Raw genomic sequence first — 18,741 nt, forward strand, 5'->3', positions numbered from 1 at the left:
TAAGGTTTAAGCGTATAACGGCGTTAACGTTTTTAAAGTGCTAGTTTTTTAAAACTAGAATTTAGGTGGTACCACGGTTTTTTAATCGTCCTTTAGATAATATCTAGAGGACTTTTTTATTTATTTTAATCAAAAAAAAGGAGAAGAAGAAAATGATTAAAAAAATGTTATTAATGTTTATGGTAATGGGTGCTTTAACACTCATGGTTGGATGTGATATGGGAAGTTCGAATACGTTCACATTTATTATTGATGAATATTATGATGAATTTATTACTATGGGTACATCCGCAGATTATGCACCATATGAATGGTTAGTAAAAGATGAAAATAATAACCAAACGGTTGTAGGTATTGATATTGAAATTGCTAAAGTTATCGCGAAACATGCAGGTAAAAACTTAAAAGTAATTCATAAGGGATTTGATTTTTTACTTGAGGACTTAGCAGATGGTCGTGTTGCTTTTGTTATATCAGCGATGACGCCAACACCTGAACGTGCAGAAATTGTAGATTTTTCAACTGTTTATTACATGGCTACACAAGTCGTATTAATTGAAAATAAAAATATTGATGTATATACTTCAGTAGAGTCTATGAATCTTTCTAATATTAGAATTGGGGCACAATTAGGTTCTATTCAACAAGATTACGCAAACGATCTATTTCAAGCACCACAAAAACAATTTATTCAAGCAGTACCTGACTTAGTATTAGGCTTAACAAGCGGTCAATTAGCTGGTGTAATTATGGAAAAACCAGTTGCTGAAGGTTATATCAATAATATTACAGGTCTTTCTATCGCTAACTTTATACTTGGTAATCCAGAAGATGGATCTGCTGTTGCTGTAAGAAAGGGGAATAAAGCACTACTAGAACTTATCAATGATACAATTCAAATACTTCAAGAATCAGGTCAAATCGATCAATTTGTCAAAGATAGTGTTTTATTAAATAGCTAATATGGATTTTTCATTCTTGCTAGATTTATTCTATGTAAAAACACTTCTACAAGGCGTGATTATCACTATAGTTCTTGCACTCATTGCAGTCTTAATGGGTACGCTTATAGCAGTGATTCCAACGTATTTTAGATTATCTAAACGTAAGATACTAAATTTTATTGGTGGAAGTTATGTAGAAATTATTCGTGGTACACCATTACTTGTTCAAGTAATGCTTATCTATGCATTTGTAAAACTACCAGTTATGACCGTGTTAGGCATGGACTTTGGTGCATTTTTACTAGGTATGGTAGCACTTATTATTAATAGTAGTGCTTATGCATCTGAAACCTTTAGAGCAGGTATATTATCTATTGAAAAGGGTCAAAAAGAAGCTGGGCTTAGCTTAGGCATGACAGAAAAGAGCACCATGCTTCACATCATTATGCCTCAAGCTATAAAAAATATCATGCCATCTTTAGGTAATGAATTTGTAACCTTAATTAAAGAAACATCTATATTTATGTATTTAGGAATTGCTGAACTTATGTATAGTGCACAAATTGTTAAGACATCAACTTATAGAACTAAAGAAGTGTACATTGTTACAGCATTACTTTATTTTGTTTTAACATTTACAACATCTAAACTCATGTCAAAATTAGAGAAAAGGATGAGAAAACAAGATGAAAAATAAACTATTTGAAATTGTAAACCTAAATAAAAAATTTAATGATGGTACACTTGCATTAAATCAAGTGAACTTAGATATTTATGAAGGCATTACAATCATTATTGGTCCATCTGGAAGTGGTAAGTCCACTTTACTTAGAACTTTGAATTTGATGGAGACACCAAGTTCGGGTGAAATTAATTATAAGGATAAAAGTATATTAAGTAAACATTTTAATATCAATGAACATCGTAAAGAGGTAGGTATGGTGTTTCAATCTTTTAACTTGTTTCCACATTTAACGGTTTTAGAAAACTTAAATATTGCTCAAAAAAATGTACTTAAACTTGATAAGGTTACAGCGACCTATAAATCTCTATTTTATCTTGAAAAAGTGGGTTTACTCGATAAAAAAGATCAATATCCTGGAAAGTTAAGTGGTGGTCAAAAACAAAGAATCGCTATAGCAAGATCTCTTTGTATGGAACCAAAAGTCATTTTATTTGATGAACCAACCTCAGCGCTTGATCCAGAAATGATTGGAGAAGTGTTACTAACAATGAAATCTCTTGTTAAACTTGGGATGCATATGGTTATTGTCACACATGAAATGGGCTTTGCAGAAAGTATTGCAGATCAAGTAGTTTTCATGGATCAAGGTGAAATTATTGAAGTAGGAACACCAAACGACATTTTTAACAACTCTGGTAAAAAGCGTGTGATGGACTTTTTAGATAAACTTACCTTTAAAGATAACATCTAATTTAAGTAAAAAATACACAATTTAATTTCTAATTATAGGTTTACTTGTAATAATGCGTACTTTTCGTATAATTGTATTGAAGAGGAAGTATACAATGAAAAAACACATAAAAACACTATTAAGTGCCATGATGGCAGGAGCGCTCATTGCCATAGCAGGCACAACTTATTTATATTTAAAAGCAGATCATACAATCATCGGTGCATTCTTATTTGCATTTGGATTACTTTGTGTCGTCACTCTAGATTATAAGTTATATACAGGTCGTATAGGTTATATTATTGATAAGGATAAATCCTATATTATCGAGATATTATGGATAATACTTGGCAATCTACTAGGTTCAATCTTAATTGCAAGTATTATTTACTTGGCTAATTATGAAGGGATAATTCAAACAGCAAAAACACTCGTTGAAACCAAGTTATCTAGAAATATATTTGAGATATTTGGATTATCTATTATGTGCGGTATGATGATGTACTTAGGCGTTGATGGTTATAAGCGCATCGAAAATCATGTTGCTAAAGTCGTAGTTAATATCTTTGCAGTAGCAATCTTTGTGATTTTAGGATTTGAACACTCAATAGCAAATATTTATTACTTTTTACTAGCTAATAATTATAGTTGGTACATGCTATTAGCATTTGTAGTTATGCTAATCGGTAATGGTGTCGGTGCAGTCATTTTAAATAGTATAGAAAAATTTGGATCACTAAAGAAGCCTAATCAATAGATTAAGCTTCTTTTTTTGGTAAAATATCACCATAGAAGGTGATAGTATGAAAAATAGTGTTGTAGTAATTACAGGTGCTAGCTCTGGTATAGGAAAAAGTACTGCAGAGTATTTAAGTAAAAAAGGATTTACAGTATATGCACTAGCAAGACGAATGGACAAGTTAGAGGACCTTATACCACTAGGTATTAAACCTCTTTTTGTGGATGTTACGAATGAGACAACAATTAAAGTAGCCATTGAAGAAATATATGCATCTGAGGGTAGAATTGATGTTCTATTTAATAATGCAGGTTATGGCTTATATGGACCGATTGAAGATGTGGATTTAAAAGATGCAAGAGATCAATTTGAAGTTAATTTATTTGGTGTAGCCAATATGATAAAACATGTATTGCCTATCATGAGAAAACAAGGCAGTGGGAAAATAATAAATACCTCCAGTATTGGTGGTAAAGTAGCCTCACTACTTGGTGGATGGTATCATGCTTCTAAATTTGCATTAGAAGGTTTTTCTGATAGTTTAAGAATTGAATTAAAACAGTTTGGTATTCAAGTTGTCTTAATACAACCAGGACTTATAAAAACAGAATTCATGCAAAGAACTTATGACTATGCAAGTAAAATTGATGCTGCATCACCTTATCAGGACACCATTTCTCACGTTATGAAATCGGCCGAAAGAGATTACTTGTCAGGTAAGGTGGGTTCAGATCCACTTGTTGTAGCTAAAGTCGTATACAAGGCGATTAGGGCCAAAAGACCAAAGACTAGATATCGTATGGGAACACTAAGTTTTATCGCATTAACAGCAAGAAAGATATTACCTGATAAATTGCTAGATTATATCTTATTAAAAAGATAGGAGATATGAAATGAAAAAGTTGACACCTATACAAAAAAAAGTAGCGCTAGAAAATGGAACAGAACCACCATTTGATAATGCATACTGGAATAATTTTGATGAAGGTATTTATGTGGATGTCATGGACGGAACACCACTTTTTAAATCACTTGATAAATTTGATGCAATGTGTGGTTGGCCATCGTTTACTAAACCAATTGACAATAAAATTGTTGTTGAAAAACTAGATATGTCTTATGGTATGTTTAGAACTGAAGTAAGAACTAAGAATTCAAAAATACATCTTGGCCATGTCTTTGATGATGGACCCGAAGAAGCTGGTGGTCTAAGATACTGTATGAACTCAGCAAGTATGAGATTTATTCCTTTGGAAGACTTAGAAAAAGAAGGATATGGGCAGTATAAATCATTGTTTGACAAATCATAAAATAAAAGGTGATGCATCAGGCATCACCTTTTTGTTACTTAGCTTTAGAAATCGGATTTATACGACCGTATAATTTAGTGAAACGTTTAATTTTTAGACGTGTCATACGATCGATTTGACCTGTCTTTAGACGCCATACCCAGTTACCACCTAAAGTAGATGGGATATTAAATCTTGCTTCACTACCAAGATTTAAATAGTCTTGCATTGGAATGATTGCAGTGTCTGCAACTGTTGCAAGTGTAGCTTTGATTAATGAATCTGTTTTTGAACCTTTAACGTGATTAATATACTCTAATGCATATTTTAAATCACTTGGTTTTAGATTCTTAAACCATTGTGTAGTTGTTTCATTATCATGTGTACCAGTATATGCAACAACATTATTATGATATAGGTGTGGGATATAGTCTGATTCTTCTCTAGAATCAAAAGCAAACTGAAGTAATTTCATACCAGGAAAACCCGTATGTTTAAGAAGTTCTCTTACCTTATCAGTGATCATACCTAAATCTTCAGCAATGATTTTTCTATCGCCTAGTTGACGTTTGATAGATTCAAACAATTTATAACTAGGACCTTCAAACCATTTACCACGCTCAGCGGTTGTATCACCATATGGAATACCAAAGTAATGAACAAACCCGATAAAGTGATCAATTCTTAAAACGTCAAACATGGAAGTATTGGATTTAACTCGGTCAATCCACCAAGCAAAATCTTCGCCTTCTAAAATATCCCAACGATATAATGGATTACCCCATAATTGGCCAGTTGGACTGAAATTATCACCAGGTACACCCGCTACAAGTGTAGGTAGTTTATTTTCATCTAATTGGAAGTATTGAGGTTTAGTCCATACATCAGAAGAATCATAGGATACGTAAATTGGCATATCACCAATAATTTGAATACCTTTTTCATTCGCATAATGCTTTAAATTGTACCATTGTTTATAAGCTTCATATTGTAAGAATGAGTGGAAATTAATAGCATCTTTAAAATCGTGTCTTGCTTGATTTATCGCATGTTCTTCACGTTTTCTTAAAGCCTCTGGCCACTCTGCCCAACTTACACTATGTTGACTTTCTTTAATGGCCATAAAGAGCGCATAATCATTCAACCAGTAACCTTCATTTCTTAAAAACTCTTGGAAATATGTACTATTTAAGTCGAAACGGTCAAAAGCAAGTCTTAATACTTTAAAACGTTCATGATATAAGCGTTCATAGTCAACTTCGGCTTCGGAAGTTTGTGAATCTAAGATCTCAGATTTTTTTAATAATTTATCTTTCACTAAAAAATCTAAGTCTATAAAGTATGGATTCATCGCAAACGCACTAAATGTTTGGTATGGTGAATCTCCATAGGAAGTAGGTCCTAATGGAAGTATTTGCCAGTAGGACTGGCTAGTAGATTCTAAAAAATCTACAAAATTATAAGCTTCTTTACCGAAAGTTCCAATTCCATAATTGGATGGTAACGATGATATATGTAATAAAATACCAGCTTTTCTCATATTTACTCCTTTATCCTGTATGAGATCGTTTCATAAGGTCTTAATTTTAGGTTGTTATTTTCGTATGATATATCTTCATAATTGTGAATTAATATATCACCAACAGGATAATTAGTTATATCCATGATTGTTTCAGTTGTACTAAATGAACCGATTACGATGATTGTTTCTTCTTGATAATGTCTTAAGTAAACAAATAGATTTGGATCATCTTTAAGTATCATTTCATAAGTACCATTAATAAGTGTTTTTGAGTATTTGGAGAATCTTCTTAAACTAAAAAGTTTTTGATAGTGACTCCAAATAGAAGTAGGATCATTCATTTGATCAAAGACATTAATTTCAGTGTAATTTGGATTGACATGAAACCAAGGTTTGACTGATGAGAAGCCAGCATATTCTGTATGATGCCATTGCATCATAGTACGAGGGTGGTCTCTTGATGTCATTAATGCCTTTTCAATAATTTGATAAGCACGTTCTGGTTCCATAGCTATTTGGTTTTTCACACTGTTTAAGGTTGAAATATCATTGATTTCTGATAATTCCTTAAAAGGATAATTGGTCATACCAATTTCTTCACCTTGATAAATAAAGGGTGTACCTCTTGATAAGTACATAATACTTGCAAGCATTTTAGCAGACTCTTTATGGTAGTCTACGTGACCATAATGGGAAACGACACGTGGTTGGTCGTGGTTTAACCAATTGAGCGGAAGCCAACCAATGTCTTTAAACGTTTCTTGCCATTTATTAAGTGTTTCTTTAAGCGGTATAACATTGACCTTAATATCTTTCAAATCAGTGATATCCCATATATTGTTGTGCCAGTTGTGGTCGAAGTTAAATACCATAGATACTTCATTTGAATTAAATGATGCATACTTAATTGCTTCATCTATACTTGCTTGACCACCAACTTCACCAATTGTAAAAGCATCGTAAGGTTTAAATAAGCCTTCATGAAGTTGATTTAAGTACTTGTGGTTATCAGGTAAATTAGAAAATTTAAACCAATCTAATACAGTATCTTTAGCGAATGTGGAGTCAACAAAATCTTCACGTGCAAGATGTGAAACTGCGTCTAATCTAAAACCGTCTATACCTAAGTCTAACCACCATTTACCAACTTCAATCATACTTTGAACAACATTTGGATTCTTCCAGTTTAAATCAGGCATCTTATCTGAGAATATTTTCATGTAGTACTCATTCGTGGTTTCATCATACTTCCAAGCAGAGCCACCAAAGAAGGAACCCCAATTGGTTGGAGGAAGCATTTTTCCATCAACCATTTTAGGTTTTTGCCAAATGTAGTAATCTCTGTAAGGATTGTCTAGTGATTTTTTAGATTCCATGAACCAAGCATGCTCATCAGATGTATGATTTAAGACGAAGTCTAAAATGACTTTGATGCCAAGATTTTTAGCTTTTTTTAATAACGCTTTAAAATCTGCTAAAGAACCATATTCTTGAGATACTTTAAAGTAGTCTCTAACATCATAACCGTTATCGTCCATTGGAGAATCATAAAATGGAGTTATCCAAATTAAATTTACACCAAGTAAATGTAGATAATCTAACTTTTCAGTAATACCATTTAGATCACCAATGCCATCATGATTGCTATCTTTAAAACTCTTAATATATATTTGGTAGCCTACGGCTTCCATCCACCATTTATTCATAAAATAAACCGTCCTTAACATTATTATTTTACCAAATTAACCCCTATACTAAAACATGATAGCGGTTACATATTTATCAATCAAATGACTAAATGATATAATGAATTTTAAGGAGTGATATACCATGAATAAACACGCATTATTTCATCAAGCTAAAAGTGAATATAGTTATGCTTATGATGATAAAAAACTTCATATATTATTTAGAACTATGAAAGATGATGTCCAATCAGTAAAACTCTCATATGGTGATCCATTTGATTGGACGTATAAAAATAGAAAAGCTCGTTGGGAGAGCCAATTAGTCGAGATGACTAAGAGATATTCAACCCATCTTTTTGATTATTACTTCATTGAGATAGAACCAAAAGATTATCGCTGCAAGTATGCTTTTTTAATCGAAGCAGATGATAAACATTATTTTTATGGTTCAAAACGTATGGAAGAATTAGAAGAACTACCACCGACAGATTTTGATGAAGGTAGTTTTTATGATTTAAGTAATTATTTTAACTATCCATATTTAAACTATGAAGATCAATCTAATACACCAGAATGGGTTAAAAATACTGTATGGTATCAAATATTTATGGATAGATTTTATAGTAAAGGTAAGAAATCTAATCTACCTTGGGCAAAACTTCCTGTGAATAATCATGAATTCTATGGTGGGGATATTAAAGGTGTCATAGACAAACTACCTTATTTAAAGGATTTAGGTATATCTGGTATATATTTTACTCCAATATTTGAATCTCGTACCGCTCATAAATATGATACTAAAAATTATTTTAAAATTGATCCACAGTTTGGGACAAATGAAGACTTTAGATTGTTAGTACAAGAAGCGCATAAATTAGGTATTAAAGTTGTGCTGGATGCTGTACTAAACCACTGTGGATGGGATCATCCATTCTTTCAAGATGTTGTAAAAAATGGTAGAAACTCTAAATATGCTGATTGTTTCTTTTTAGATAAAGATCCAATTCTAAATTTTGAGTTAACAGAAGATGGTAGTCCTAAAGGGTATGGAAACTTAAGACCAAATTATAGAACGTTTGCTTATACACCATTTATGCCAAAATGGAATACAGGTAATGAGTTAGCACAGAAACATTTACTTGATTCTATTGAGTATTGGATTAAAGAATATGATATTGATGGTTGGAGACTTGATGTTTCTAATGAAGTTAGTCATGATTTCTTAAGAAAAGTAAAACAGGTGTCCAGAACTGCCAAACCAGATACATTCATATTTGGTGAAAACTGGGATTCTTCAATGCCTTGGTTAAGGGGTGATCAGATGGATGCTGTCATGAACTATGACTTATCTATACCGATGTGGCAATATTTTGATGGAAAAATTGATTCAGAAGAGTTTAAAAATGAATTGACTCAATATACCGCATTGACACCAAAACATGTCATCAAAAATATGTTTAACCAATTAGACACACATGACACGATTCGTATGAAAAGGCGTTTAAAAGATAATGATGAACGATTAAAGATTGCATACATTCTAATGTTTGCGAGTGCTGGTGCACCGAATATCTATTATGGTAGCGAAGTTGGTTTAACTGGTGAACATGATCCAGATAATAGACGTTGCTTTAATTGGGATGAGTCTACATGGAATCACAGTTTACACCAATTGATTAAAGATTTAATTCGTTTAAGAAAACAGCATCCTGCATTTATGGAAAGTGATTATCACTTTATTGATAAATCATCTATTTCATTTCTGAAACGTCATAAAAACGAAAGTTTACTATTTTTAATTAATGATTCCGAAAAAACAGTTAAACTAAACATAGATTCTGCTTATCAATCAAAATATACTGATGTATTTAGTCAAAAGATTATAAATATAAATACAGAAGTTGAACTTCCTGCGTATGGTTATAAAATACTTAAATTAATATAAACGATAAGGTCCCTAAAGAAGATATCTTTAAGGACCTTTTTTAGGTGTTATTTAAAATGAAATATAATAGGTTCGTTACCAAGTGGTAATGAGCCGTTTTTAACTTCATGAAGTTTATTTGTAAGTATGTTTAGATACTTTCCGTCAGCTAGATCGACTTTGATATTTGATAAGTTATCAAGATTGAATATACCGATAAGTTTTTCGTTACCTAAATGATATTCTAAATGAGCTATACTATCAGTGTTCACAAAGTGATATGTGCCTTGACTCATAATATCTAACTTTTTAATAGAGGCTAGTTTTGTGATAAGGTCTTCGATACTTTCATCTTTATTCCAAGGAACTAAGTCTATTTCAAATAAATCAGGTCTTTTTGAGACTTGATGTTCTTGACCGGCATAGATCATTGGCATGCCTTTTAAGAAGAATTGTAGTGCTGTCATTTGAATGAGTTTTGTTTTGTTATCAACCTTATGAGCAATTCTATCTTGGTCATGGTTTTCAAATGAGCGTAGTTTGACGAAATTCTTCGGATAAGTTGCTTCTTGACGCCATAGTTCAAATAAATAGCGTTTTAAAGTATCTCTACCTTTCAAGTAGTCATCCATAAAGTCAAAGATATCATAATCATAAGTAACATCAAATACTTCATACATTTGAGAATCTGAAAACGCATCATAACCCATATCACGAATATATTTGATAAAGCCTAAATGAACTGATTCAGTTAGCCAAATCATATTTGGGTTTACCTGATCAACTTTAAATCTTGCTTCCTTCCAAAAATCAAGGGGAAGAAGTGGTGCTACATCGCATCTAAAGCCATCAACAAACTGTGCCCAATATTTTAATACGTCAATAAGGTAATCCCATATAGCTCTGTGAGATAGAAAGTCAAAATCAGTTATATCTGACCAATCCCCTACTCTATTAGCAAATGAACCATCTGGTTTCTTATAAAACCATTCTGGATGTTTTTGAGTTAATATAGAGTCTCTAGAAGTATGGTTAAACACAATATCTATCATTATTTTCATGTCTCTTTGATGGATTTCTTTAACTAATGCTTTAAAGTCCTCTAGTGTACCATGTAATGGGTCGATTGCGTAGTAATCATAAATAGAATAAGGACTTCCGATAGACCCTTTTCTATCTTTTTTACCAATTGGATGAAACGGTAGGAGGTAGACAATGTCTACCCCTAACGATTTAATTCTGTCTAAATCTTCAATAATACCTTTAAAATCACTTGTTTTGGAGTGTTGTCTTGTAAATACTTGATAGACAACTTTGTTTTTTAATTCATGAGAAGTTTGTTTTGCCATACTATTATCCTTTCGTTGCACCTGCCATGATACCTTCGATTAAATATCTTTGGAATACCATGTAAATTACGGCGATTGGAACCCCAACAATTAATGCTGCAGCAGCAAATGCTGGGTAGTTTAAGTCATATTGACCGTTGATAAATGAGAAGATACCAACAGCTAATGTCCATTGTTCCTGAACCTTATCCAAGCTATTACCTGGAGCAGGAACGTTTAATAAGTAACCTGGTAACATATAATCCATCCATGGTGCCATGAACATTGAAACGGCAACGAATGTTAGGATTGGTACGGATAATGGAAGAATGATATGTATAAATATTTTTAATTTTGATGCGCCATCAATCATTGCCGATTCATCTAGATCTCTAGGAATTTGAGATAAGAACCCTTTAATTAACCATAAGTTACCTGGAATTGCACCACCAATGTATAGAATTGTTAGGTAAAGTGGTTGTCCAAGTAAACCGAATTTCCAAAATAGGACGTACATTGCAATTAATCCCATGAATGAAGGGAAAGCTTGAAGAACTAATATAGTTAATAATCCAGCTTTTTTACCTTTAAAGGAGTATCTTGCAAATACATAAGAAGCACCGGTAATGATGATAGTACCTACGATCATGTTGATGAATGCGATAATCAGTGTATTTGCATACCATTTACCAAAGTTAGAATCTGGAGAGTTGAATAAATAATCAAATCCATTCCAAGTTGGATTACTTGGCCATATGGTGTTAGGTATTGTGGATGTACCTGGTGAGAATGCCATACCAAAGATATAAATAACAGGTACTAATACGACGATAACAAGTAGCGTTAACTCAGCATTTATTAAGAGTTTAATAAGTATATTTTTAATAGTGAATGTCGCTCTGATTGATAATTTGGAAGTGTTTCGTCTCTTTGGACTATTCGCATAGTGTATAAATCCATAGATTGGAATTAAACCGATTAGACCCGGTTCAATGCCTTCATAACCTTTTTTCATTGCATATTCTACTACGAGACCTTGGTGTACTAAAAATACGAGTATCACTATAAATGTAATCATTAAAGTACGTGCAAAATTGTTTTTGAAAGATACGTAAACTATAACTGATACAGGTATCAGAATCAGTGTCAATATCAGTAATGCAAGAAAGACAAATCCAATCTTTTTAAGTACAACTTCAGGAGATACTAAGTAATCAAATTCTTCCTTGGTTATATTTGGTTTTAAGTTTGGAAGTTTCCTAACGTAATTGTTTCCATAGAATGGTAACATAGATATTAATTGAATTTTTCTGTTATGTTCATAGCCTTTTTTCTTAGCTATGTCATGAATAATGAAGTAGTTAGAAGTGATTGCCCAGACTACTACAAACAGTATTAGAAGTATTAAGATTTCCATATATTAATCCTCCTGGAATGCTTTAGTTCTTGATAAGTTCCAAGCTGTTAAACTACCAACAAATATGAAAATAAGTACCGAGAACACTGAAGCTAAGTTATAAATCTGATGATCGGTTGTTAATCGGTACATCCATGAAATTAAGATATCCGTCTGTCCGGCAAATCCATTATTGACATCATTTAAGTTACCTGGTCCACCACCGGTGATAAAGTAAATTACACCGAAGTTATTAAAGTTACCAGAGAATGTCATAATTAGAATTGGAGCAGTTGAATATAGTACAAGTGGCATAGTTATAGATCTTAATTTTTGGAAGCCCGTTGCCCCATCAATATCAGCTGCTTCATAAAGCGATTTATCTATAGCTGTCATAATACCTGTCATTAAAGCCATAAAGTATGGGAATCCTAACCAGATATTAAGAACAATGATAACAGCTTTAACAAAGTTTGGATTGTTTTCATTTGTAAACCACTGAATATTTTCATGACCTAGCCAGAAATACTTAGCGAAACCACTCACTTGATTATAGGCTTGACCCAGTATACCCCAATCAATAAAAATATCGTATATACCAAGCTGCATAAGTAATTGGTTAATAAAACCAGTTTCATTAAACATAACTGAGAAAACCATTTGAGATAGTAGTGCAGGAATTGCCCATGGAAGAATTAAAATAGTTCTCCACAGTTTTCTAAAGACTACAGATTCAGCATTTAATATAAGTGCTTGGAAGAATCCGCCAAAGAATACAGTAACAGTCGAGAATACTGCCCAAATAAGTGTCCATGAAAGAACGCGCCAGAAGGCATTACCAAAACCTTGACCAATACTTGAATTTGGATCAAATACTGTAATGAAATTTGTAAACCCTACCCAATCAAAGAGTTTATCCATAGACCCGTTACCGCCAATAGATGTAAAAGCAAGAACAAAACCAAATGCAATTGGCATAATAGAAATAAATGCTAACACAAACATTGCAGGTGATAAAATAATATATTCAAAACCGTTATCCCAAACTGACTTAAAGTATGATTTTGTGTTTAGTATTTCTTTTTCTTGCCTTAGTTGTTCTGAAACCTTATATGTATCTAGTGCTGACCATATACCGAAGATAAAGAAGAATAAGGATAATATAACCATAATTAAGCCATCAAGCAATAGTAATGTAGAAATATGACCACGTACGTTTACTTGACCTTCAAAATTAATATTGACACTTCTTAAGTTTGAGTTTGAAGACTCACCAGGTAAACCAATCATTGCATGTTCTAATGCTAAATGACCATTTAATCTGACTTGCTCAGTTTGACCAAGGGTTAGTACTTCCCAGTAGCCTTTAACAAACATACCTGCACGGTCATAAAAGAAGTTATCGAAATCTTTCATATACTGTGCTTTAAAATCAGGGTGCAGATCCATATAAACACGAACCATTAATTTGACATAATCTTGAGATTGAGTTGGATTAATCGTTTGAACTTGGACGATTGCACGTCTAAGTAAAGTAGAAAAAGGTGTTTGCTTATATTGTGCACGTACTGTATTATGAATCAAACCTGGTTCATAATATTCATAAAGTGTACCGTTTAACTCATAAACTGGTCCTAAAATGTTAGTAACAGCAGTTGGTGAGAAACCAGAACCAGATTCTTTTAGGCTAAAGGTATCACTAGAAAGTAATAAGAATCTTTGTTGATCTGTGTTTATAAAAACTTCAACATAATACTGATCAGTATCTTTAAATAGTTTACCTGTTTTTCTAAAAGGAGTTAATCCTTCTACACTTGTAATAATCGCAGGATTATTTATACGGTTAAACACGTTAGTTTCATAATATTCAGTAACTTGTTGACCTGCAACAGCTTGTGTTGATACTGGTAAGTAGAACTTATGATTTACTTCATCCCAGTACATATTACCGTCTTCTTGAGTGATTAGACGCTTAGCGTTAACTGAATCAAAGTCCTCTGCTCTTGTTTCAATTGTTGTTCCGAATTCTGTATAACGTAAATAGGAAGCCTCTTTTAAATCTTTTGCTAGAAACTCTATGAAACGTTCTTCAGTAAATAGTTTGGCGGTTGGATTTTGTGATCCGGTAGCCCCACCATAATATCCACCGTTTGGTTTTTCTTCAACACCAATTCCATCTAAAAAAGCTTCGAAGGAAGCGATTCTGTTAGAAGAACTTTGTAAGATTTGGCCATCATAGAATTGGAATAAGGATTTCTCAAACCATTCACTAAAAGGCTCCCCGGCAATCTTACTAAGTGCGATTTCATTTTCTGTGGTTTCTTCATAAAAATAATTAGAGGATGCGAGCTCTAATGTTACGAAGATAGCAAAGAAAATGAAGAAAAATAGTGCTTTTAAATATTGTCTATTAAAGACTTGACCTATACCCCATATTAGCCCCGATAGTATAGATTTTAATATACTCCATGCCTTCATTATGTAACACCTCTTTATTGTGACTATAATTGAATGGAGGCGACAGGAAAAACCTATCGCCTACGCATTCTTTTTTTAAAAATACTTATTGAAAACTAATTATTGACCGCCTAGACCAGCTTGAGCACGGTATGCATTTTCAGCTGCAACCACAGCTTCAGAAATTACTGTAGCAGGATTGTTCCAAACAGAAATAATCATTGATTCACCTGGACCCCAGTAGTATTGTACTGCAGGGATTGTAGGCATTGGAATTGCGCTTTCTAACTGTAATGAAATTGCAGGTAGATAAGGATCTGTACTAAAACCGTCGATATTTGGTAATAAATCAGGTTTTAAAGCAGGTAATTTATTTTTCATCTTTAATTGTAATTCCATAGCTATATCGCTCATTAGGAATTCTAAGAATGCTGTAGCAGCTTCTTTATTATTAGAATACTTATAAATTGCAGCCATTTGAGCACCTGCAAAAGGAGCACCTTGTACACCATTTACTGATGGTAATGGAGCGATACCGAAGTTTAGACCTTCTGTACCAGCATATTCTTCAATATTCCATGGACCAGCAATAATGTAAGGAATATTACCAGCTACGAAGTTAGCACCAGCACCCACTGAGTTGTGGTTGTTGTTACCAGTTGTAGCAGGTTTTAATTCATCACGGAACCAAGTTAGAGCGGCAACTGCATCTGCAAAACCTACAGCACTTGGATCATCTAGGTTTTCACCAAATGGTTGGAAACCTAATGCAGAATAGAATGATTGCATGAAGTATGAGTCTGCCCAGTGAGAAGAAGTACCTAAATAGTACCAACCTTTTTGAGCGTTTGTTTGACCAGAACCATCACTTGCTAAAGCAGCATTCCAAGTAGTTGCAGCAGCTAATAATTCTTCCATAGTAGCAGCAGGAGTAGATACTAAGTCTTTATTATAGTATAAACCAACAGCTTCTAGTGACATTGGAACAGCATAAACGTTTTCTTGAGCGTTTGCACCTGGACCAAATTTACCGGTAGATTCATCATATAGTAATGTTGCAATATCCATACCTAATGGATGTGCACGTTCAGCAACACGAGTTGCTACTGAAGTTGGTAATGCATATACTAAGTCTTCTAAGATCGCTGCTGATAAGTGGTCATGAGGGAATTGGAAAATATCCGCACCATTACCAGTTAAACCGAAAGTCTTTAATCTTTCACGAGCATCAACTGTACCCATATGTTGGTGTTGAACAATAATGTCTTTACCAGCATCAGTTTTGTTGAATTCAGCGATAACTGCTTGCATGTATTCACCATTTTGGTCGTCTATCCAAACAGTAATAGTTTGTTTTTCTTTATAGATTTCAGAGAAATCATATTCTGCACCGTCATTTTTTGCTGTAGGTGTACATGCCACCACAAATAAGACGAACATAATCATTAAGATTGAAGTAAATGTTTTTTTCATGTCTATCCTCCTTAAGCCTCAGGTTTAACGACTCTGAAAGTAAATGTTTCTTGAGTAACGTTACCCCATGCGTCGGAAACTTGTAGCGTAATTACATAATCACCAACTGTACGTGTATCTAATTTAGAGTTTTCGCCTTTTGGAACGAATACTGCTCTAGTTAAATCGCCATCTCTGTCATCTACTGCATCATATAGTGGGAAGTCAGCTAGATTAAATGGTTTACCCCATTCAACTTCGATAACTTTATCTTCACCTAATAGAGGGAAAGTAATAACAGGTGCATTTCTATCTAAATCTAACTCGATAGATGTTTGATCAGTATCATTATCAAAGAATAAAACGTAATCTTTAGTGATATCTAGTTCTGAACCATCTGCTAAAACGATAACGAAGTCAGCGATTGTGTCATTACCTTCTGCAAAGTCTACACGATCAATTGTTAATGCAGGACCATAAGTATCTTCACCAGTCATTTCTTTAACTGAGAACCAACCTTCAACTAATGCTTTTGCTTGTTCTTCAGTTAATTCAGATTCTTCATCTTTAAGTGGATTAGCCAATTGAGCAGAAGTCTTAACGATGACTTGGTTAGATCTAACTGCATAAGTACCATTTGCAGCGCCAGAAGTAGCGTCTACAGAGTAAGGTAATAATCTAAATGAGAATGCATTATAAGCGAAATCAGCAAAATTTTCATTACCATAGTATAGGTTAGTATTTGTTATTACACCATTACCGGCAGAATAAACAAATGCGAAACCTACTGCACCTGGTTCATGAGTACCTTCACCTAATGAAAGTTGTAAAGTAACATCACCAGTCTTCTTAGAACCATCGCCTTCACCGAAGTAAATAAGTAATCCAGCACCTGGAACTTCATTTTCTTCTGTTGGAGCAGCAGTTAACATTGAAGCTTTAACGGCCATACCAGTAGCTGTATTACCAGCTGTTGAGAAAATTTTTAATGGTTCGTTCCAACCAGTAGCTTCTTGTGACCAGCCACTCCAGTTGTGAACACCTAGATTTTCTTCGTAAGAACCTGATGGATCAAAGTACATCAAGAACATATTATATTTTGTATTGTCAGCAACGAAGTATCTTGGATCTTCAGCAGTAGTATTGCCTGACCCTTGTACAATGTAAACGTGTACAGTTTCATTTGCTTTTACAACAGTTTTATTAATAAATATGTCCCCGGTAAATTTATTATTCCAATTTGGATCTCCAGCTAAACCATTTGGTCTTTCCACTGCAATCCAACCATAGGTTTCTGTGCTTGTAGAAGCAACCACAGGTAAACCCTCATAAATAAATGTTGCGCCAAAATCATCGACGCCGTCATGGACAGCATGTGAATCAATGCCATCCCAAGTGTGCGTACCTAATAAGTCGTAATTTTCACTCCAATTTTTGAAATGAACGACTAAATCTCCAGTTACCTCTTCTTCAGCATAAAGATGTGGTAAGGCAACTAGTACGGTAGCAAAAACTAATAAAGATAAGATAATCTTTTTCATTTTACCCTCCTAAAAAGTATTGTTTGTATCATCTTACAAATCAAGTATATCATATTTATTTATAAATTTGTAAAGCGTTTACATGAGGTATGCGTGTGCAAACGGTTTCTTATTTGCAAACGCTATCATTGTAAAGAGGAAAATCGGCTTCAATTTCAGTTTTTAAGTACTTTATTTAATTGCATAAAGAAAACCACCCATTTAGATAATGGATGGTTGAATGCTTGGCTAATTGATTAAGAGAAGTTTTTTCTTGAAAACACTAAGAAGACTAACATGACCACTAATCCTAAAACTAAGTTAAATACAACAGGTGCAAAACCTGGAAGTATAAGTCCGAATATCAAGGCTAACACACTTGGTAATGTTGAGGCTAAGATGATAAAATTCAAGCCTTCTAAGTAACTTAAGAAATCTTGGAATCCAAATCTAAAGAGTTGGATAATACCTGATAAAACAATGATATAAATGAAAGTTGCTAAAAACTGAATAGATAGGTTTCTAATTACTGTAAACAAAATTATTTGATCACTAAATGATTTTTCAATGGATTCACCAAAAAGCATATAGTCTCTAACACGTTCATTGCCAGTAGAAATATTTAACTGACTTAACATAATTGGTGTTTCGAATCCTTTATAATTATGCGAACTGGTTGTATTTTTATTGATGTCTATATATTTAATATAATCAGCATAGAAGACAACTATATTTTTTCCCGTTACAGTTTCGATAGATTCATCATAACCAAAATAGTAAATAAAATCTTCGTGCTCATAACTTGAACCATTTAAATAACTACTATCTATTCCACCAGATGTAATGGTAGCTGAAGGAAGAGTTGACCAATCAGGAATAGTCTCTGTAAGGTTATGCTCAATAAAATTGATTTTAGAACCTTGTTCTTCGAAGGTTAACCACGTTAGTGGAAAGTTCGCTATAAAGGTTAATAAAATGAAGTAAACGAAAACTTTGAGTGTATGAATTTTTTTACTGTTTTCTATTAGTTTTGGGAATTGAAACCCCATTTTAAAATATTTAATCAA

General features: G+C 33.2%; 15 protein-coding genes. 7 read left to right on the forward strand and 8 right to left on the reverse strand.

Annotated features, from left to right (window positions below; translation table 11 throughout):
• Positions 1–152: 152 nt before the first annotated feature.
• The 6 genes from IY230_RS01090 (at position 153) to msrB (ending at position 4,408) form a co-directional block, all read left to right on the forward strand.
• Positions 153–962 carry an ABC transporter substrate-binding protein gene (locus IY230_RS01090; protein WP_196369503.1) on the forward strand — a complete coding sequence of 270 codons (810 nt, stop codon included), beginning with the start codon at positions 153–155 and terminating at the stop codon, positions 960–962.
• A gap of 16 nt (positions 963–978) precedes the next feature.
• The gene (locus tag IY230_RS01095; protein WP_230852562.1) at positions 979–1,641 is read left to right on the forward strand and encodes an amino acid ABC transporter permease; all 663 of its coding nucleotides are present in this window, start codon (positions 979–981) and stop codon (positions 1,639–1,641) included.
• Entirely contained in the window at positions 1,631–2,380 is a 750-nt protein-coding gene (locus IY230_RS01100; RefSeq protein ID WP_230852563.1) for an amino acid ABC transporter ATP-binding protein, read from the forward strand. Before IY230_RS01095 ends, IY230_RS01100 begins: the two co-directional genes overlap by 11 nt.
• Positions 2,381–2,474: 94 nt before the next feature.
• Complete coding sequence (locus tag IY230_RS01105; RefSeq protein WP_196369505.1) at positions 2,475–3,116, forward strand: formate/nitrite transporter family protein; 642 nt, start codon at positions 2,475–2,477, stop codon at positions 3,114–3,116.
• A 46-nt stretch (positions 3,117–3,162) separates the two neighbouring features.
• Positions 3,163–3,981 carry an oxidoreductase gene (locus tag IY230_RS01110; RefSeq protein ID WP_196369506.1) on the forward strand — a complete coding sequence of 273 codons (819 nt, stop codon included), beginning with the start codon at positions 3,163–3,165 and terminating at the stop codon, positions 3,979–3,981.
• 10 nt (positions 3,982–3,991) lie between these two features.
• Complete coding sequence (msrB, locus tag IY230_RS01115) at positions 3,992–4,408, forward strand: peptide-methionine (R)-S-oxide reductase MsrB (RefSeq protein WP_196369507.1); 417 nt, start codon at positions 3,992–3,994, stop codon at positions 4,406–4,408.
• A 34-nt stretch (positions 4,409–4,442) separates the two neighbouring features.
• Here msrB and malQ read toward each other — a convergent pair whose 3' ends face one another.
• Both malQ and IY230_RS01125 read right to left on the reverse strand, forming a co-directional pair.
• Positions 4,443–5,927: a 4-alpha-glucanotransferase gene (gene malQ / locus IY230_RS01120; protein ID WP_196369508.1), complete on the reverse strand. Its 1,485-nt coding sequence runs from the start codon at positions 5,925–5,927 to the stop codon at positions 4,443–4,445.
• A 2-nt stretch (positions 5,928–5,929) separates the two neighbouring features.
• Positions 5,930–7,615, reverse strand: coding sequence for a glycoside hydrolase family 13 protein (locus IY230_RS01125; protein WP_196369509.1), 1,686 nt, complete (start codon positions 7,613–7,615; stop codon positions 5,930–5,932).
• A gap of 124 nt (positions 7,616–7,739) precedes the next feature.
• Between IY230_RS01125 and IY230_RS01130 the strand changes: the two genes are divergently transcribed.
• On the forward strand, positions 7,740–9,542 hold the full coding sequence (locus IY230_RS01130) for a glycoside hydrolase family 13 protein (RefSeq protein WP_196369510.1): 1,803 nt from the start codon (positions 7,740–7,742) through the stop codon (positions 9,540–9,542).
• Positions 9,543–9,589: 47 nt separating this feature from the next.
• On the opposite strand, the gene IY230_RS01135 is transcribed toward IY230_RS01130, so the two are convergent.
• The 6 genes from IY230_RS01135 to IY230_RS01160 all read right to left on the reverse strand — a co-directional run bounded on the left by IY230_RS01135 (position 9,590) and on the right by IY230_RS01160 (position 18,741).
• Positions 9,590–10,870, reverse strand: coding sequence for an alpha-amylase family glycosyl hydrolase (locus IY230_RS01135; RefSeq protein WP_196369511.1), 1,281 nt, complete (start codon positions 10,868–10,870; stop codon positions 9,590–9,592).
• Between the two features lie 4 nt (positions 10,871–10,874).
• The gene (locus IY230_RS01140; protein ID WP_196369512.1) at positions 10,875–12,266 is read right to left on the reverse strand and encodes a sugar ABC transporter permease; all 1,392 of its coding nucleotides are present in this window, start codon (positions 12,264–12,266) and stop codon (positions 10,875–10,877) included.
• A 3-nt stretch (positions 12,267–12,269) separates the two neighbouring features.
• Positions 12,270–14,723: a carbohydrate ABC transporter permease gene (locus IY230_RS01145; RefSeq protein ID WP_196369513.1), complete on the reverse strand. Its 2,454-nt coding sequence runs from the start codon at positions 14,721–14,723 to the stop codon at positions 12,270–12,272.
• Positions 14,724–14,822: 99 nt separating this feature from the next.
• The gene (locus tag IY230_RS01150) at positions 14,823–16,175 is read right to left on the reverse strand and encodes a sugar ABC transporter substrate-binding protein (protein WP_196369514.1); all 1,353 of its coding nucleotides are present in this window, start codon (positions 16,173–16,175) and stop codon (positions 14,823–14,825) included.
• Positions 16,176–16,186: 11 nt separating this feature from the next.
• Positions 16,187–17,695 carry an immunoglobulin-like domain-containing protein gene (locus tag IY230_RS01155; RefSeq protein WP_196369515.1) on the reverse strand — a complete coding sequence of 503 codons (1,509 nt, stop codon included), beginning with the start codon at positions 17,693–17,695 and terminating at the stop codon, positions 16,187–16,189.
• 236 nt (positions 17,696–17,931) lie between these two features.
• Positions 17,932–18,741 carry a DUF1189 family protein gene (locus IY230_RS01160; RefSeq protein WP_196369516.1) on the reverse strand — a complete coding sequence of 270 codons (810 nt, stop codon included), beginning with the start codon at positions 18,739–18,741 and terminating at the stop codon, positions 17,932–17,934.

Origin of the sequence: Acholeplasma laidlawii, assembly GCF_015709225.1 — a bacterium.
In the GTDB taxonomy this organism is placed as follows: Bacteria; Bacillota_I; Bacilli_A; order Acholeplasmatales; family Acholeplasmataceae; genus Acholeplasma; species Acholeplasma laidlawii_A.

Excerpts from the sequence above, each read along its gene's own strand:
- IY230_RS01090 (WP_196369503.1), top strand. The coding sequence starts at position 153 with ATGATTAAAAAAATGTTATTAATGTTTATGGTAATGGGTGCTTTAACA.
- IY230_RS01100 (WP_230852563.1), top strand. The coding sequence starts at position 1,631 with ATGAAAAATAAACTATTTGAAATTGTAAACCTAAATAAAAAATTTAAT.
- IY230_RS01105 (WP_196369505.1), top strand. The coding sequence starts at position 2,475 with ATGAAAAAACACATAAAAACACTATTAAGTGCCATGATGGCAGGAGCG.
- IY230_RS01110 (WP_196369506.1), top strand. The coding sequence starts at position 3,163 with ATGAAAAATAGTGTTGTAGTAATTACAGGTGCTAGCTCTGGTATAGGA.
- msrB (WP_196369507.1), top strand. The coding sequence starts at position 3,992 with ATGAAAAAGTTGACACCTATACAAAAAAAAGTAGCGCTAGAAAATGGA.
- malQ (WP_196369508.1), bottom strand. The coding sequence starts at position 5,927 with ATGAGAAAAGCTGGTATTTTATTACATATATCATCGTTACCATCCAAT.
- IY230_RS01125 (WP_196369509.1), bottom strand. The coding sequence starts at position 7,615 with ATGAATAAATGGTGGATGGAAGCCGTAGGCTACCAAATATATATTAAG.
- IY230_RS01130 (WP_196369510.1), top strand. The coding sequence starts at position 7,740 with ATGAATAAACACGCATTATTTCATCAAGCTAAAAGTGAATATAGTTAT.
- IY230_RS01135 (WP_196369511.1), bottom strand. The coding sequence starts at position 10,870 with ATGGCAAAACAAACTTCTCATGAATTAAAAAACAAAGTTGTCTATCAA.
- IY230_RS01140 (WP_196369512.1), bottom strand. The coding sequence starts at position 12,266 with ATGGAAATCTTAATACTTCTAATACTGTTTGTAGTAGTCTGGGCAATC.
- IY230_RS01145 (WP_196369513.1), bottom strand. The coding sequence starts at position 14,723 with ATGAAGGCATGGAGTATATTAAAATCTATACTATCGGGGCTAATATGG.
- IY230_RS01150 (WP_196369514.1), bottom strand. The coding sequence starts at position 16,175 with ATGAAAAAAACATTTACTTCAATCTTAATGATTATGTTCGTCTTATTT.
- IY230_RS01155 (WP_196369515.1), bottom strand. The coding sequence starts at position 17,695 with ATGAAAAAGATTATCTTATCTTTATTAGTTTTTGCTACCGTACTAGTT.